Genomic DNA, 16,163 nt, shown 5'->3' with positions numbered 1-16,163 from the left:
CAAATCTGCGCGGGCGCAAATCGTCATGTTTGTCTCGCGCTGGGGATGGTAATGCCCAAACAGGGTGAGCGCGTCGGCCGGCCTACGCGCACACCTAGGTCCCGTCGGTTCAGCCCGAGAGCCGACGGGTCCGCTATTTCCGGGGCTCTCCAGGAGTAGCGTGCGCTTATGGATGGCTCGACAAGCGTGTGGATTCTGGGCGGCTATCAAAGCGACTTTGCCCGCAACCTCGCCAAAGAGGACCGCGACTTCGCCGCATTGACCGCCGAAGTGGTCGACGCAACCCTCGCCGCGGCGAAGATTGACGCCGTCGACATCGGCGTCGTGCACGTCGCCAACGCCTTCGGCGAGATGTTCGCGGCCCAGGGCCACCTCGGGGCCATGCCGGCGACCGTCTGCGACGGCCTATGGGACACCCCGGCTTCTCGGCACGAGGCCGCGTGCGCGTCCGGCAGTGTGGCGGCGCTCTCGGCGATGGCCGATTTGCGGTCCGGCGCCTACGACGCCGCGCTGGTAATGGGCATGGAGTTGGAGAAGACGGTGCCGGGCGACATCGCGGCCCAACACCTGGGCGCCGCCGCGTGGACCGGGCATGAGGGAGCCGAGGCGCGCTACGTGTGGCCGTCGATGTTCGCTCAAGTCGCCGACGAGTACGACCGGCGCTACGGCCTGGACGACCAGCACCTTCGTGCCATAGCGCAGCTGAACTTCGCCAACGCGCGGCGAAACCCGAACGCGCAAACGCGCGGATGGACGGTGCCCGACCCGATCACCGACGACGACACCACCAACCCGATCACCGAGGGCAGGCTGCGGCGGTTCGACTGCAGCCAAATGACCGATGGCGGTGCGGGATTGGTGTTGGTCAACGACAACTACCTGCGCGACCACCCCACCGCGCGCCCCATCGGCCGCGTCGAGGGATGGGGGCACCGCACCGTCGGCCTGGGCCTGCGCCAGAAGCTGGACCGCGCGGCCGACGATCCCTACGTGCTCCCCCATGTACGGGCGGCTGTCCTCGACGCGCTGCGCCGCGCGCAGCTGACCCTCGACGACGTCGGTGGGTTCGAGGTCCACGACTGCTTCACCCCCAGCGAGTACCTGGCCATCGACCACATCGGGCTGACCGGACCCGGCGAATCGTGGAAGGCGATCGAAAACGGCGAGATCGAAATCGACGGCCGGCTCCCGATCAATCCGAGCGGGGGGCTGATCGGCGGCGGGCACCCCGTCGGGGCCTCCGGCGTGCGGATGCTGCTCGACGCGGCCAAACAGGTCAGCGGCGCCGCCGGCGAATATCAAGTCGAGAACGCGAAAGCCTTCGGCACCTTGAACTTTGGTGGCAGCACGGCTACCACGGTCAGCTTCCTCGTCGGCGCGACCGAAGGCGCGTGACCATGGACGTCGAGATCGTCGGCAAGTTCCTGTCGACCCTGCCCGAAGACGACGACCACCCGTATCGCACCGGCCCGTGGCGGCCCCAGACCACCGAATGGGACGCCGATGACCTCGCCGCCGTCGACGGCGAGATCCCGCGCGATCTGGACGGCGTCTACCTGCGCAACACGGAAAACCCGCTACACCCGGCGTTCAAGACCTACCACCCGTTCGACGGCGACGGCATGGTGCACGTCGTCGGCTTCCGCGACGGAAAAGCGTTCTACCGCAACCGCTTTATCCGCACCGACGGCTTCACGGCCGAGAACGACGCGGGCGAACCGCTGTGGCCGGGCTTGGCCGAGCCGGTGCAACTGGCCCAACGCGACGACGGCTGGGGCGCCCGCACCCGAATGAAGGACGCGTCGAGCACCGACGTCATCGTCCACCGGGGTATCGCGCTGACCAGCTTCTACCAATGCGGCGACCTGTACCGCGTCGACCCGTATTCGGCCAACACACTTGGCAAGGAGACCTGGAACGGACGCTTCCCGGTCGACTGGGGCGTGTCCGCACATCCCAAGGTGGACAACAAGACCGGCGAATTGCTGTTTTTCAACTACAGCAAGCAGGACCCGTACATGCACTACGGCGTCGTCGACGAGAACAACGAACTGGCCCACTACGTCGACATCCCGCTGCCGGGGCCACGCCTCCCCCACGACATGGCGTTCACCGAGAACTACGCGATCCTCAACGACTTCCCGCTGTTCTGGGATCCGCGCCTGCTCGAGCACGACGTGCACCTGCCACGCTTCTACCCGGACATTCCGTCGCGGTTCGCGGTGATCCCGCGCCGCGGCTCGCTCGAGGACATTCGATGGTTCGAGGCCGACCCGACCTTCGTGCTGCACTTCACCAACGCCTACGAGGACGGCGACGAGATCGTGCTCGACGGGTTCTTCGAGGGCGATCCGCAGCCGCTGGACACCGGGGGCGGCAAGTGGGACAAGCTTTTTCGCTTCCTGGCACTCGACCGACTGCAAACCACGCTGCACCGCTGGCGCTTCAACCTGGTCACCGGCGCCGTGAAGGACGAGCGGCTGTCGGAGTCCATCACCGAGTTCGGCACCATCAACCCCGAATACGCGGCGGGCAACTACCGCTACGCCTATGCCGCGACGGGCAAGCCGGGCTGGTTCCTGTTCGACGGCCTCGTCAAGCACGACCTGCGCACCGGGGGCCAGGAAGGCTTCTCGTTCGGCGACGGGGTCTATGGCAGCGAGACCGCGATGGCGCCGCGGGTGGGGGCCACCGGCGAAGACGACGGCTACCTGGTGACCATCACCACCGACATGAACGCCGACGCCTCGTACTGCGTGGTCTTCGACGCCGCCCGGCTGTCCGACGGGCCGGTGTGCAAACTACAACTGCCGGAACGGGTTTCGAGTGGCACACATTCGACGTGGGCGCCGGGCGCGCAACTGCGCCGCTGGGACACCGCGGATTCGCCGGCGGAAGCCCTCGGGCTGTAACCCGGCCAGGTATGGACAAGAATGGAAACCAAGAAGCCGCGCCGCACCACACACTGGCCCACGGAATTGGCGTCGATCGGCGCGATCCGCTTCGCGCGCCGCTCGGCTAACTTCGACGAAACGGTTCGGTTCTACCGGGAACTGGTGGCCCTGCCGCTGTACGAGACGTTCGCGGGCAGCTACGGCAGCAATGGCGCGATCTTCGGCCTGCCCAGCTCGCCCCTGACGATGGAAATCGTCCAGGCCGTCGACGCCGTCGCGGTCGACCCCCACGAGCAGCTGTGCCTGTACTTCCCGGACCGCCAGGCTCAGCAGGCCGCCGTCGCCCGCCTGCAGCAGGCGGGCCACCAACCCGTCGAGCAGCATCCGTACTGGGAAACCACCGGGGCGGTCACCTATCGCGACCCCGACGGTCGCGAAGTCGTCTTCGCGCCCTTCGTATTTGGTGTCAACGAGCCCGCCGACAGCTCGGCGTCGGGCGAGCACGAGTTCCCGTCGGACTAGCCCTCACCGGCGACGGCGGCCCGCGGCGATCGCCGCGATCACCGACGAAATCGAACACACCACCGCGCCCAGAGCGGCAACGCCACCGACGTACAGGCCGTATTCGGCGGACACCGGCGGATTGACGTTGAGCTTGTAGTACCAGGCCACCAGCGCGATGATCAGCAGCGAAATGACCAGTGCGGCAACTGAAGCCGCCTTCACCGACAGGCCGCGCGCCACCATCGCTCCGACGACCAACAGCGTCGAGGACAGCAGCACGATGAGCTGGCCCGCACCGAACCCCTCTGGAAGCTCCAGGTTGCCGTGCCGTCCGCCGATGGCGTTGGCCCACCCGCCGCCACCGACCGCCGTCGTCAGCCACGGCATCCAGGTGCTGGCCGACAGCACGAGGCCGAACAGCGCGACCAGCCATCCGGGGCGCAGGCGGCGGGTCATGGTAGCGAGGTTAACCGGGCGCCCGACACCTCGCCGCTTGCCACGCTCGGCACGCGACTAGCGCCGCGCGCCGCGGTCCCCGTTCATGCCGGGATCGGGAGAGGTGAACACCGTGACGAACCGCTCGAGCGATTGGTTGATGTCACCCTTCAGCGCGGCCGCGACGACCATGCCGATGGGTCCGAACAGCGCGGGACCGCCGAGGTGAACGTCGAAGCCGACGACCGAGCCGTCGTCCTTCGGCTTGACCTTGGCCATCAGCTTGACCTTGACGCCGCCCACGCCTTCGCCGTTGAGCGTCATCGCTTCCGGCGGCTTGTAGTGCACGATCGTCCACTTGATCCGGTTGAGCATGCCCTTGACCTCGACGATCGATTCGATCACCGTGCCCTTCTCCAGCACGTCGGGCAGCTTGCTGCGCCACACCCGATGGATGCTCAGCCAGTCCTTGTAGCGGAACAGGTCCGAGGCGTGCTTCCAGGCTTCCTCGGGCGGCAGTGGTACGTCGATGGATCCGGAGAGTTTGGCCATGGGCTCAGCTCTGGTTGTCGTCCTTGGCGGCCGATTCGGCAGCCTTCTTGGCTTGTTCCTGCACCTGGTGAATGGTGTCGGTGTATTTGCCCTGCGTCTTGTCGTCGACGAACTCGCCGGCCTTGTCAATCGCCGTCCCCACCTTGTCCGCGTTCTGCGCCAACAGGTCCTTGGCCTTGTCCAGCAATCCCATGCGCCGTCCCTTCCCCTGTGGTCCCTCCGGGCGGCCCGGGGGCCCTCCTTCGCTGGTAAACCCTAACTGCCGCCGGGCCCGGGAGGTCGCGGAGGTAGCATCGGTGCGCCGGTCCGCAACGCCGCGGGCCGCTTCCTTTTGCGCTTCATCGGCGCCAACGGTTTTCGGGGTCGCAATGAAGTGGATCCGGCAGTGGTGGCTGCAACCCGATCAATATCGGTGGCTGTCCGAATACCTCAGCACCTCCGGACTGCAGCCTTTCGCGCGAGCCATCATCTCCATCGTCACCGGCGTCTTCGGCGTCGTGCCGATCATGATGCTGTGGAGCCCGTCGGGTCCGCACGGCACGGTGGGCCACGCCGTGGCGATCGGGATCACCGTGCTGTGCGCAGGCATGGCGTTGCTGTGGGCCACGCATTGGCCGAGCCAGCGCCAGTCGGAGCTGTTTACCGTGGGCTGCAACGCCGGGGTGACGGCCGGGGTTCTGGTCGCCGGCGATCCGCTCACCGGGCTGCTGGCGTGTACGACCTTCGCGCCGGTGGCCGGCTATGTCGCGCTGTTCCACTCCAGCCGGCTGCTGCTGCTGACGCTCGCGAACGCCACCCTGACGACGGTCGCGTCGGCGGGACGCGTGGCGATGGGCGGCGACGTGCCGCTGGCGGTCGGCCACCTGCTCGCCACCGCGATCGTGGTGCTGGCGGTGCCGTTCGCCGGCCAGGTACTGATGCGCCTGCTCACGCTCGACGCGATGATGTCGCACACCGACCCGCTCACCGGGCTGCAGAACCGCCGCGGCTTCTACCGCTCGATCCTCACTCTGGTTCCGGAGCCGGGTAATTCACCCGCACCCCTGACGGTTTCCATGGTCGACCTGGACGGCTTCAAGAAGGTCAACGACGATCACGGCCACCCCACCGGCGATCAGATCCTGATGGCGATCGCCGACAACCTGCGCCGCGCCAGCCCCATCAACTCGGTCGTCGCGCGCGTCGGCGGCGAGGAATTCCTGATCGCCGACGCGACGGATGCCGACTCCGTCCCTCAGGCCGCCGAGCAGATTCTCACCGCCGTTTCGTCGACCCCATGGCGCGTCACCGCCAGCGTCGGCGCGGCCACCACGACGCTCGTCAGCCCGAACGGGCAAGCCCAGGAGCTGATCGATCAGCTGGTCGAACGCGCGGATGCAGCCATGTACGAGGCCAAACGTGCTGGGGGAAACCAGGTTTGCTGCAAGCCCGCAACGGGTGTCGGCTAACGCCACAACCGCGGCCGCACGCCCAGCACCCTGGCGCGAATCCACCACGTCGCCTCGATCGCCGCGGCGCCGAGTAGCCCGATCGCCACCGCCGTGCCCGTCACCCTCAGGTTCGACGGGTCGAGCAGGAATTTCTTTTGCGCCCAGGGGGTGCTGAAGATCGCGACATAGGCCAGTCCGCACGTCGCCACCAGCGCCACCCGCCACCACTGGTAGGGACGGGCCACCACCGCAAGCACCCATACCGCGGCCACCAGCAGCGTGATCAGCGCGGCGGTCGACGCCTGGTCCTGCTGCTGGAAGGTGGCGTGGCGGCCATGGTAGGCCAGCAGATAGGAGACGAAAGTCGCAGTGCCCACGATGATTCCGGACGGTAGCGCGGAGGTCAGCACGCGCCGGACGAAGCGGGGATGGGCGCGCTCGCTGTTGGGTGCCAGCGACAGGATGAACGACGGGATCCCGATGGTGAACCACGCCGCGATGGTGACGTGGATCGGCTGGAACGGATACAGCAGCGGATCCACATGCAGCGCTTTGGACATCAGACACTCGATGCCCACGAACAGCGCCAGCAGCACCGAGTACACGGTCTTGGTCAAAAACAGATTGGCGACGCGTTCGATGTTGCCGATCACCCGGCGGCCTTCGCCGACCACATAGGGCAGCGTCGCAAACCTGTTGTCCAACAGGATAATCTGCGCCACCGCGCGCGAGGCCGGGCTGCCGGCGCCCATGGCGACACCGATGTCGGCGTCTTTGAGTGCGAGCACGTCGTTGACGCCGTCCCCGGTCATCGCGACCGTGTGCCCGCGGGATTGCAGGGCATGCACGATGGCGCGCTTCTGGTCGGGCCGCACCCGGCCGAAGGTGGTGTGGGTGTCCAGCGCGTCGGCCAGTGCGGCGGGATCGGTCGGCAACCGGCGGGCGTCCATCGCCTCGCCGTGCAGACCGAGCTTGTCCGCGACCGCGCCGACCGACACCGCGTTGTCGCCGGAGATCACCTTGACCGAGACCTGCTGCGCGGCAAAGTATTCAATGGTGTCGCGGGCGTCGGGCCGCACCTTTTGCTCCAGCACCACCAGGGCGACGGGCGTGACTCGGCCCGGTGCGCTGGGATGGTCCACGGCCACGTCGCAGCTGCCCAGCATCAGCACCCGCAGGCCCTGCGCCCCGATCCGCTCGGCCTGGGCGGCGGCCTCGGAGGCCGGGTCGACGAGCACGTCCGGCGCGCCGATCACCCAGTTACCGTGATCGCCATAGGACACGCCGCTCCACTTGGTCGCCGACTTGAAAGGCGCCGTCGCCGTGGCGATCCAGCCGGGTGGTTGGCCGTACGCCTCGGCGATCGCCCGCATGCTCGCGTTGGGTCGGGCGTCGGCCGCGGCCAGCGCGCCCAGCACATCGACGACGGCCTCCGGACGTTGACCGCCCAACTCCTCGACGTCGGACACCCGCATGCCGCTTTCGGTCAGCGTGCCGGTCTTGTCGGCGCACACCACGTCGACCCGCGCCAACCCCTCGATGGCGGGCAGTTCCTTTACCAGGCAACGGCGTTGGCCGAGTCGGATGACGCCGACCGCGAACGCGACAGACGTCATCAGCACCAGGCCCTCGGGCACCATCGGCACCAGCGCGCCCACCGTCCGCAACACGGCCTGCCGCCACCCGGTGTGCGTGGTGGTGAACAGCTGCGTGTAGATCGTCAGCAGCCCGGCCGGCCACAACAGGTAGGTGACGATCTGCAGGATCCGGTTAATGCCGTTGCGCAGTTCGGATTTCACCAGCGTGAACTTGCTGGCCTCCTCGGTGAGCTTGGCGGCATAGGCCTGCGGACCGACCTCGGTGGCGCGGTAGGCGCCGGCGCCCGCGATGACGAAGCTGCCCGACATCACCTTCTGCCCGGCGTGCATGCCGATCGGGTCGGCCTCGCCGGTCAGCAGGGACTCGTCGACCTCCAGGTTCTCCGCTTCGACGATCACGCCGTCGACGACGATCTGGTCCCCCGGACCGAGCTCGATGATGTCGTCGAGCACGACCTCGGTGGCCGGCAGCGACCGGGTTCCGGATTGCCTGCGCACCAACGGTTTCGCCTGCCCGACGATGTTCAGCTTGTCCAGCGTCTGCTTGGCGCGGATCTCCTGGACCATCCCGATGACGCTGTTGGCGACGATGAGCAGCCCGAACAGCCCGTTGATCAGCGAGCCGGTCGCCAGCACGATCAGCAGCAGCACGCCCAGGATCGCGTTGATCCGGGTGAACACGTTGGCCCGCACGATGTCCGCCACGCTGCGGGCGGCGCGTTGGCGGACGGCGTTGCTCTTCCCCTGGGCTACCCGTTCTGCCACCGCGGCATCGGTCAGCCCCGCGTTCATCGGGTGAACGTCCCCAGCTTGTCGGAGTCGTAGTACTCCAGGTTGAGGGTGTTCCCGGCGAACACCACCTTGGAAATCGTTCCGGGCGGCGCGTTTTCGTCGGTGATCGAGAAGGTGAAGGTGTCCCCGTCCCAATGCGTCAGGGGGAACGCCCGATTCTTCGGCCCCAGCGCCAGCTGAAGCTGGCCGTTGTCTTGGGTGACGACGGCCGGCCCCCAGTAGTCGCTGGCGTAGGTCCCGAGGTAGTCGGTCAGCGGCTTGGCCGGAGCGGGGTTGGCGGGCGGCTGCTTGCCGACCAACGAGCCCTCCGGGTTGTTCATCCAGGCGAACGCGTGGTTGTACAGGCTCGGCCAGTTCTCCCGAACCTGGCCGTACTGAACGAGATCCATGAACTCAGCGGTCAGCGCTTCCGGAATGCCGTAGGGCGCACCGTTGGTGAGCGCGATGATGCCGACGTCCTCCGACGGCATCACCACGAAGTTGGTCGCCGCGCCCGACGCGAAGCCACCCGAGTGGCTGTACACGGTGCGCCCCGACGAGCTCACCGAGGAGTTGAACCCGTAGCCGTAGAAGCCGGCCCGCGCCTTCGGCGCCGGCGCGGGCATCGAGACGACCTGCGGGGTGAGCGCGGGCAATAGGGCTTCCGGCGCGACGAGGCGCTGCCCGTTGTACGTTCCGTTGCCCATCACCATCGTCAGCCAGCGCGCCATGTCGTTGACCGACGAGCTCACCCCGCCGGCCGGGGTCTGGGCGTCAGGATCGCGTTGGAAGCGTGGCTCCCACTTGTCGCCGGCCTTGACGTGCAGCACCGCGCGGTTGGGCCGGGCCAGGAAGTCGGTGTACTTCGAGCTCGTCGACGACATGCCCAGCGGGTGATACAGCGCCTGGTCGGACAGGTCCTCCCACGACTTGCCCGCCGCGGTGGCCACCGCCTCGGCGGCCGCGGTCAGCCCGAAATTGGTGTAGGCGTAGCTACTTCGAAACGGCGCCAGCGGCAGATACTTCAACCGCTCCAGCACCTGCCTGCGGTCGTAGCCCAGGTCCTCGAGTTTGTCGCCGGCGTGGTCCGGCAGCCCGGAGCGATGGGAGTAGAGGTCGGCGACGGTCACGTGGCCGGTGACGTAGGGGTCCGACAGCGCGAACCACGGCAGCTTCGTCACCACCGGCGTGTCCCAGGTGACGACGTTGTCGGTGACTTCGCGCGCGACCACCGTCGCGCCCACCGATTTCGACACCGAAGCCAGCTGGAAGACGGTGTCGGCGTCGACTTTGTTGTCCTGGCCGCTGCCCTGGCTTACGTCCTTGACGCCGAAGCCCTTGGCGTACACTGCTTTTCCGCCACGGACCACGGCCACCGCCAGGCCGGGGACGCCGGTGCTCTTCATCAGGTCGTTGGCCAGGCCGTCGAGTTTGGAGACGGCGTCGTCGATGCGGCCGGGCGGAATGTCCAGGCCGGACACCTCGTTGGGCGCAGCGTCAGACAAGGTCGACGGCGGGCTCGACACGGGCTTTCCGGAGCCGCATCCGGTCAACGCCAGCAACACCGTCACGACCGCGGCCGCCGCCGCACGCCTCGTCATGTCCGCAGACTTTAGCGCGACGGCGGCGAATCAGAGCCGCCACCACGGGTTGAATCGTGGGGGCGCTGCCGGATCGATCCGCTGGCCGGGGGCCGGCACCGCCACCGTGACTCCGGCGGCGTCGGCGGATTCCAGCAGCCGCTCGACGGGCTCGGCCCACGGATGCGGGGCCAACCGGAAGGTGGCCCAGTGCACGGGCACCAGCAACCCCGAGCCCGATGGCGTCAGATCGAGGTGGGCGCGCACCGCATCCTCGGGGTTCATGTGGATGTCCGGCCATGCCCGGTTGTAGGCGCCGATCGGCAGCAGGGTCACGTCGAACGGGCCATGCTCGGTTCCGATCTGCGCAAAACTCTTGGTGTAGCCGGTGTCGCCGCCGAAATACGCGCGGCGGCTCGGGCCGACGATTCCCCAGGACGCCCACAGCGTGGTGTCGCGGTCCAGGAATCGACCCGAAAAGTGCCGCGCCGGAAGGCAAATCAGGCGCAGCTCCCCGACGTTGCCGCTCTGGTGCCAGTCCAGCTCGACGATGCGGTGCTCCGGAATGCCCCACGAGCGCAGGTGTGCGCCCACGCCGAGCGGCACGAAGAACGGCGCGCGCTGGGTGCGGGCCAGCGCGAGGACAGTGTCGATGTCGAGATGGTCGTAGTGGTCGTGGCTGATGACCACGGCGTCGAGGGCCGGCAGCGCGTCGATCTCCATCGGCGGCGGGTGCAGCCGCTCCGGGCCGACCACATCCGACGGCGAGCATCGGTTGCTCCACACCGGATCGGTGAGCACCAGGTAGCCGTCGACCTCCAGCAGCGCCGTGGCGTGTCCCAGCCAGGTGACGGCCAGCCGGCTGGTGTCGCCCTCGAACTTTCCCGGCGACGCCAACGGGATTGGCGCGGCGGGCCGGCCCTTGGCGCGGCCCCCCACGAACTCCCGGGCGATCACCGCCAGCTGCTGGCGGTCCGGGCCGGAGCCGGTGCTGGAGGCCGGATCGAGGTTGACGAAGACGCCGTCGCGATAATTCGGGGACCGCTCGGTCACCGCCCGCACCGCGCCGGGGTGCGCCCCGAGGGCCTCGGGCGCGCCGTGCAGCGCGCGCAGCGCCCAGCCCCCGGCGGCGAGCGTCACGCTGCCCGCGGTGAATCGCAGCGCTGCGCGCAACATGGCGATCAGGCCCCCTGGAACCTCGGCGGCCGCTTCTCGACCCGCGCCACCTGCGCTTCGATGACGTCCTGACTGCCCCAGGCCTTGTCGAAAAGCTCCTTGTGCAGTGGCTCCTGCTCCTCGATGGCGTCGTCGTTGAGCACCCGCTTGGCGTGCTGGATCGCCAGCGGCGCCAACCCGGCGATCTCGGCGGCCCACGCCTGCGCATCGTCCAGCGTCCCAAGGCGATTGGCCATTCCGGTCTGCAGCGCGGTCTCGGCGGACAGCTTCTCGGCGCTCAGCAGCATCGCCCGGGCCCGCCCGTGGCCGACCAGCGACGACAGCCGGCGGATACTCCAGTTATCCAGGGCCAGACCATATTTCGACGTTGGAAATTGGAAGAATGCGGACGGCGCCACGACCCGCAGATCGCATTGCATGGCCAGCTGCAGGCCCGCGCCGATGGCGGGCCCGTTGATCGCGCCGATGATCGGGATGGGAGCCGCATCCAGCACTTTGTGCAGTTCGATGAGCCGGTCCGGATAGTCGGCGGCGAAGGCGTCGCCGGACAGGTCCGCACCGGCGCAGAACACCGTGCCCTCGCCGGTCAGCACGACCGCGCGGGTGGACCCGTCGGCGGCCTTCAACACGGCTTCGCGCAGCTCGTCGACGAGCTGCGAGTTCAGGGCGTTGCGGCGCTCGGGGCGCTGCAACTCGATGGTCATAACGGCTTCGGCCTGGGTGACACCGATCATGGGCGCCAGCCTATATAGCCTCGACGGGTGAGTCGCATCACGACCGACCAACTCCGGACCGCGGTGCTCGACGAGGGCTCTTTCGTCAGCTGGGACAGCGAGCCGCTGGCCGTTCCGATGAACGATGCCTACGCGCAGGAGCTGGCCGAGGCCCGCGCGGCCACCGGCCTCGACGAGGCCGTGCTGACCGGCGAGGGACGCATAGTCGGGCGCCGGGTGGCGGTCGTGGTCTGCGAGTTCAGCTTCCTGGCCGGCTCGATCGGCGTGGCGGCGGCCGAGCGGATCACTGCCGCCGTGCAGCGAGCCACCGCCGAGCGGCTGCCGCTGCTGGCCTCGCCGAGCTCCGGCGGCACCCGCATGCAGGAGGGCACCATCGCGTTTCTGCAGATGGTGAAGATCGCGGCGGCCGTCCGGCTGCACAAAGAGGCGCACCTGCCCTACCTCGTCTACCTGCGCAATCCGACCACCGGCGGGGTGTTCGCCTCGTGGGGCTCGCTGGGTCACGTCACGGTCGCCGAGCCGGGCGCGCTGATCGGGTTTCTCGGGCCCCGGGTGTACGAACAGCTCTACGGAGAGCCGTTCCCGCCCGGCGTGCAGACCGCGGAGAACCTGCAGCGCTACGGGGTGATCGACGACGTCGTCGCGCTCGACGAGCTGCGCCGGACGGCGGACCGCGCGCTGCGGGTGATCGCCGACGCCCCAGAGCCGCTGCCCGCGCCACAGCCCTCCGAGCCGACCCCCGACGTACCGGCCTGGGATTCGGTGATGGCGTCGCGACGGCCCGACCGCCCCGGCGTTGGGCACCTGCTGCGTCACGGGGCCACCGACCGGGTGCTGCTGTCCGGCACCGGCCACGGCGAGGCGGCCACCACGCTGCTGGCGCTGGCCCGGTTCGCCGGCCAGCCCGCGGTCGTCCTCGGCCAGCAGCGGCTCACCGGCGGGCTGGTCGGGCCCGCGTCGCTGCGGGAGGCCCGGCGCGGCATGGCGCTGGCCGCCGAGCTGCGGCTGCCGCTGGTGCTGGTGATCGACACCGCCGGCCCCGCGCTGTCGGCCGAGGCCGAGCAGGGTGGGCTGGCCGGTCAGATCGCCCAGTGTTTGGCCGAGCTGGTGACGCTGGACACCCCGACGGTGTCGGTGCTGCTCGGCCAGGGCAGCGGCGGCCCGGCGCTGGCGATGGTGCCCGCCGACCGGGTGCTGGCCGCGCTACACGGCTGGCTCGCTCCGCTACCGCCAGAGGGCGCCAGCGCGATCGTCTTCCGCGACACCGAGCACGCCCCGGAACTGGCTGCGGCCCAAGGTATTCGGTCGGCAGACCTGCTGCGGTCCGGGATCGTCGACGCCATCGTCGCCGAACTTCCCGACGCCGCCGACGAGCCGATCGAATTCTCCCAGCGCCTGGCCAACGCCATCGCCGCGGAGGTGCAGGCGCTGCGGGATATCCCCGACGCCGAGCGCCGAGCCGCGCGGCTACAGCGCTACCGCCGAATCGGATTACCCTGAGCCACTTTTGGCGGTCACGCCTCGGGCAGGCCGAGGTAGCGTTGGATTGTCGGCCCGAGCGATTCGACGACTTCGTCGCTCGTCATCCCGACGACCGGCGGCAGCTGTAACCCGAAGCCGTACAGGGCCATACCGAGGATGTGTCTGGCGGCAACCGGTCTCGTGCACGGGACGAAGCCCGAAATCGAACGCTCGCAACACCAACGCGGGCCGGGACATTGAATGTCTCGGCCTGCCACCCGAATTCGATGATGGCACGGCAGAATGGGCCGGCAGTCGCGACTGAGCCTCAAATACGTAACCATTTGGCCACCGGAGCACTCCCCCATGACGCGTCTTCGGTCGCGATCCTGCAAAATGGTCGGCATGGACACTGGTGCGACTTCACCTCGCGTCTTGGTCGTCGACGACGACTCCGATGTGCTCGCCTCCCTGGAACGCGGCCTGCGGCTGTCGGGCTTCGAGGTGTCTACCGCTGTCGACGGAGCCGAGGCGCTGCGCAGCGCCACCGAGACCCGGCCGGACGCGATCGTGCTCGACATCAACATGCCGGTGCTGGACGGCGTCAGCGTCGTCACGGCACTGCGCGCCATGGACAACGACGTGCCGGTCTGCGTGCTGTCGGCCCGCAGCTCCGTCGACGACCGCGTGGCCGGTCTGGAGGCCGGCGCCGACGACTACCTGGTCAAGCCCTTCGTGCTGGCCGAGCTGGTCGCCCGGGTGAAGGCGCTGCTGCGCCGGCGCGGTGCGGTCGCCTCGACCTCCTCGGAGACCATCGCGGTCGGCCCGCTGGAAGTCGACATCCCCGGCCGGCGGGCCCGGGTCAACGGCGTCGACGTCGACCTGACCAAGCGAGAGTTCGACCTGCTGGCGGTGCTGGCCGAACACAAGACCGCGGTGCTGTCCCGCGCCCAGCTGCTCGAGCTGGTGTGGGGTTATGACTTCGCCGCCGACACCAACGTCGTCGACGTCTTCATCGGATACCTGCGCCGCAAGCTGGAAGCCAACGGCGGCCCCAGGCTGCTGCACACCGTTCGTGGAGTCGGGTTCGTACTGCGACTGCAGTAACCCGCCATGAAGTTCCTGTCTCGGATCCTCGCCCGTACGCCCTCGCTGCGGGGCCGGGTGGTACTCGCGACGGCCCTCGGCGCCGCGATTCCGGTGCTCATCGTCGGCGCGGTGGTCTGGGTCGGAATCACCAACGACCGCAAAGAGCGCCTGGACCGCCGCCTCGACGAGGCCGCCGGCTTCGCGATCCCGTTCCTGCCGCGCGGCACTCTCGACCAGATTCCGCGCTCGCCCAACGACCAGGACGCCATCATCACGATCCACCGCGGCGACCTGGTCCAGTCGAATTCCGACGTCACGCTGCCCAAGCTCAACGCCGGCTACGGCGACACCTACGTCAACGGGGTCCGCTACCGAGTGCGCACCGTCGACGTCCCGGGGCCCGGCCCGCGCTCGGTAGCCGTCGGCGCGACGTATGACACCACCATCGCCGAGACCAACAACCTGCACCGCAGGGTGTTGCTGATCTGCGGGTTCGCCATCTTCGCGTCGACGTTGTTCGCGTGGCTGCTGGCCTCGTTCGCCGTCCGCCCCTTCAAGCAGCTCGCCCAGCAGACCCGGCTGATCGACCTGGGCGACGAGACGCCGCAGGTGGAGGTGCACGGCGCCACCGAGGCCGTCGAAATCGCCGAGGCCATGCGGGGCATGCTGCAGCGCATCTGGAGCGAACAGAACCGGACCAAGGACGCGCTGGCCTCGGCGCGCGACTTCGCCGCGGTGTCCTCGCACGAGCTGCGCACCCCGTTGACCGCGATGCGCACCAACCTCGAGGTGTTGTCCACCCTGGACCTGCCCGATGACCAGCGCAACGAGGTGCTGGGCGACGTCATCCGGACGCAGTCGCGCATCGAGGCCACGCTGTCGGCGCTGGAGCGGCTGGCGCAGGGCGAGCTGTCGACGTTCGAGGACCACGTGCCGGTCGACATCACCGAACTGCTCGACCGCGCCGCCCACGACGCCAGCCGCGTCTACCCCGACCTCGACATCGCCCTGGTGCCGTCGCCGACCTGCATCATCGTCGGGCTGCCCGCCGGGCTGCGGCTCGCCGTCGACAACGCGATCGCCAACGCCGTCAAGCATGGCGGCGCGACCCGGGTGCAGCTGTCGGCGGACAGCTCGCGCGCCGGCGTGGAGATCGCGGTCGACGACAACGGCAGCGGCGTCCCCGAGGCCGAGCGACCGGTCGTGTTCGAGCGGTTCTCCCGCGGGTCGACGGCCTCGCATTCGGGGTCGGGCCTGGGGCTGGCGCTGGTGGCGCAGCAGGCCCAGCTGCACGGCGGGACGGCGTCGCTACACGACAGCCCGCTGGGCGGCGCCCGGCTGCTGCTGCGCCTGCCCGCCCCCAGCTGACGCGGTCAGCGCTCGCGCCACGGCGTGAAATGTGCCCGCACGGCGGATTCCTCGTCGATGAACCAGACCTGGGCGACGGTCGGGTCGTAGCTCGGGTCGTCGGGGGTGTAGTAGAGCTTGGTGTCCATGCGGCCCTTGACCAGCCAGCCGGGCGGCCCCGCGCCGCCCGGGCCGGGGTTCGCCGAGCCGGGGCCGTAGGGCGCCAGCGGCGAGACCGGGATCTTCGTCGTCGAAAAGTCTTGTTTCGCTTGTATTTTCGTGGTCGGCGGGTCGACGGCGATCCGCGTGGTCGGCGGGTCGGCGACGATCCTCGTCGTCGGTGGGTCGGCCACGATCTTGGTCGTCGACGGGTCCGGCTTTCCCGCGGCCGCCGACCTGCGCCGGACGGGCCCGACGATCGACGCGAAGGTCAGGGCGAAGCCGATCGCGAACGACAGGCCGAATAACCACCAGTGCACGTGACTCATCGCTGCGCCTTCGACCACACGACAACGGTCAGCCACGCGGCCGCCGAACCGGCGACGAAAGCCAGCAGGTACCACAACCACTGGATCACGAAGTCCACGCCGAA

General features: G+C 68.9%; 16 protein-coding genes and 1 pseudogene. 7 read left to right on the top strand and 10 right to left on the bottom strand.

Features of this window, described 5'->3' with window-relative positions:
- Window positions 1–168: 168 nt before the first annotated feature.
- From MRAB57_RS12895 to MRAB57_RS12885, 3 genes are read left to right on the top strand one after another with little or no spacing between them, the layout of a single operon-like run.
- Window positions 169–1,395 (top strand): acetyl-CoA acetyltransferase, encoded by a 1,227-nt coding sequence (locus MRAB57_RS12895; protein WP_077087900.1) that lies wholly within the window; start codon window positions 169–171, stop codon window positions 1,393–1,395.
- Window positions 1,396–1,397: 2 nt separating this feature from the next.
- A complete protein-coding gene (locus MRAB57_RS12890; protein ID WP_077087899.1) occupies window positions 1,398–2,912 on the top strand; it encodes a carotenoid oxygenase family protein in 1,515 nt (504 codons plus the stop codon).
- Between the two features lie 21 nt (window positions 2,913–2,933).
- The gene (locus MRAB57_RS12885) at window positions 2,934–3,416 is read left to right on the top strand and encodes a VOC family protein (RefSeq protein ID WP_077087898.1); all 483 of its coding nucleotides are present in this window, start codon (window positions 2,934–2,936) and stop codon (window positions 3,414–3,416) included.
- 3 nt (window positions 3,417–3,419) lie between these two features.
- Here the strand turns inward: MRAB57_RS12885 and MRAB57_RS12880 are convergent, their stop codons facing one another.
- The 3 genes from MRAB57_RS12880 to MRAB57_RS12870 are packed head-to-tail and all read right to left on the bottom strand — an operon-like array spanning window position 3,420 to window position 4,578.
- Window positions 3,420–3,854, bottom strand: coding sequence for a hypothetical protein (locus MRAB57_RS12880; RefSeq protein WP_077087897.1), 435 nt, complete (start codon window positions 3,852–3,854; stop codon window positions 3,420–3,422).
- A 57-nt stretch (window positions 3,855–3,911) separates the two neighbouring features.
- Window positions 3,912–4,385 carry a type II toxin-antitoxin system Rv0910 family toxin gene (locus MRAB57_RS12875; RefSeq protein ID WP_077087896.1) on the bottom strand — a complete coding sequence of 158 codons (474 nt, stop codon included), beginning with the start codon at window positions 4,383–4,385 and terminating at the stop codon, window positions 3,912–3,914.
- Window positions 4,386–4,389: 4 nt separating this feature from the next.
- Window positions 4,390–4,578: an antitoxin gene (locus tag MRAB57_RS12870; protein ID WP_077087895.1), complete on the bottom strand. Its 189-nt coding sequence runs from the start codon at window positions 4,576–4,578 to the stop codon at window positions 4,390–4,392.
- A gap of 175 nt (window positions 4,579–4,753) precedes the next feature.
- Between MRAB57_RS12870 and MRAB57_RS12865 the strand changes: the two genes are divergently transcribed.
- The gene (locus MRAB57_RS12865) at window positions 4,754–5,833 is read left to right on the top strand and encodes a GGDEF domain-containing protein (protein WP_077087894.1); all 1,080 of its coding nucleotides are present in this window, start codon (window positions 4,754–4,756) and stop codon (window positions 5,831–5,833) included.
- Here MRAB57_RS12865 and MRAB57_RS12860 read toward each other — a convergent pair.
- From MRAB57_RS12860 to MRAB57_RS12845, 4 genes are read right to left on the bottom strand one after another with little or no spacing between them, the layout of a single operon-like run.
- Window positions 5,830–8,205 carry a cation-translocating P-type ATPase gene (locus MRAB57_RS12860; RefSeq protein WP_077087893.1) on the bottom strand — a complete coding sequence of 792 codons (2,376 nt, stop codon included), beginning with the start codon at window positions 8,203–8,205 and terminating at the stop codon, window positions 5,830–5,832. The genes MRAB57_RS12865 and MRAB57_RS12860 overlap by 4 nt on opposite strands.
- The gene (locus tag MRAB57_RS12855) at window positions 8,202–9,785 is read right to left on the bottom strand and encodes a serine hydrolase (RefSeq protein ID WP_077087892.1); all 1,584 of its coding nucleotides are present in this window, start codon (window positions 9,783–9,785) and stop codon (window positions 8,202–8,204) included. The genes MRAB57_RS12860 and MRAB57_RS12855 overlap by 4 nt, the downstream gene beginning before the upstream one ends.
- Before the next feature lie 30 nt (window positions 9,786–9,815).
- Window positions 9,816–10,940, bottom strand: a complete 1,125-nt coding sequence (locus tag MRAB57_RS12850; RefSeq protein WP_108637939.1) for an MBL fold metallo-hydrolase — start codon at window positions 10,938–10,940, stop codon at window positions 9,816–9,818.
- Window positions 10,941–10,945: 5 nt separating this feature from the next.
- Window positions 10,946–11,674: an enoyl-CoA hydratase gene (locus MRAB57_RS12845; RefSeq protein WP_077087891.1), complete on the bottom strand. Its 729-nt coding sequence runs from the start codon at window positions 11,672–11,674 to the stop codon at window positions 10,946–10,948.
- A gap of 27 nt (window positions 11,675–11,701) precedes the next feature.
- Between MRAB57_RS12845 and MRAB57_RS12840 the strand changes: the two genes are divergently transcribed.
- Window positions 11,702–13,174, top strand: a complete 1,473-nt coding sequence (locus tag MRAB57_RS12840; RefSeq protein WP_077087890.1) for an acetyl-coenzyme A carboxylase carboxyl transferase subunits beta/alpha — start codon at window positions 11,702–11,704, stop codon at window positions 13,172–13,174.
- A 14-nt stretch (window positions 13,175–13,188) separates the two neighbouring features.
- Here the strand turns inward: MRAB57_RS12840 and MRAB57_RS29395 are convergent, their stop codons facing one another.
- Complete coding sequence (locus tag MRAB57_RS29395) at window positions 13,189–13,479, bottom strand: TetR/AcrR family transcriptional regulator (protein WP_281254405.1); 291 nt, start codon at window positions 13,477–13,479, stop codon at window positions 13,189–13,191.
- A gap of 52 nt (window positions 13,480–13,531) precedes the next feature.
- On the opposite strand from MRAB57_RS29395, the gene prrA reads away from it, so the two are divergent.
- Both prrA and MRAB57_RS12825 read left to right on the top strand, forming a co-directional pair.
- Window positions 13,532–14,242 carry a two-component system response regulator PrrA gene (prrA, locus tag MRAB57_RS12830; RefSeq protein ID WP_108637938.1) on the top strand — a complete coding sequence of 237 codons (711 nt, stop codon included), beginning with the start codon at window positions 13,532–13,534 and terminating at the stop codon, window positions 14,240–14,242.
- Between the two features lie 6 nt (window positions 14,243–14,248).
- A complete protein-coding gene (locus tag MRAB57_RS12825) occupies window positions 14,249–15,592 on the top strand; it encodes a sensor histidine kinase (RefSeq protein ID WP_077087889.1) in 1,344 nt (447 codons plus the stop codon).
- Window positions 15,593–15,597: 5 nt separating this feature from the next.
- On the opposite strand, the gene arfC is transcribed toward MRAB57_RS12825, so the two are convergent.
- Window positions 15,598–16,059, bottom strand: a complete 462-nt coding sequence (gene arfC, locus MRAB57_RS12820) for a channel accessory protein ArfC, sunset domain variant (RefSeq protein WP_077087888.1) — start codon at window positions 16,057–16,059, stop codon at window positions 15,598–15,600.
- A 17-nt stretch (window positions 16,060–16,076) separates the two neighbouring features.
- A pseudogene (gene arfB / locus MRAB57_RS29510) lies at window positions 16,077–16,157 on the bottom strand (channel accessory protein ArfB); the annotation flags it as partial.
- Window positions 16,158–16,163: the final 6 nt, after the last annotated feature.

It is taken from the genome of Mycobacterium rhizamassiliense (assembly GCF_900157375.1).
GTDB lineage: Bacteria > Actinomycetota > Actinomycetes > Mycobacteriales > Mycobacteriaceae > Mycobacterium > Mycobacterium rhizamassiliense.
The sequence above is the reverse complement of the archived record's forward strand: the minus strand, read 5'-3'. Positions and strand labels throughout refer to the sequence as shown.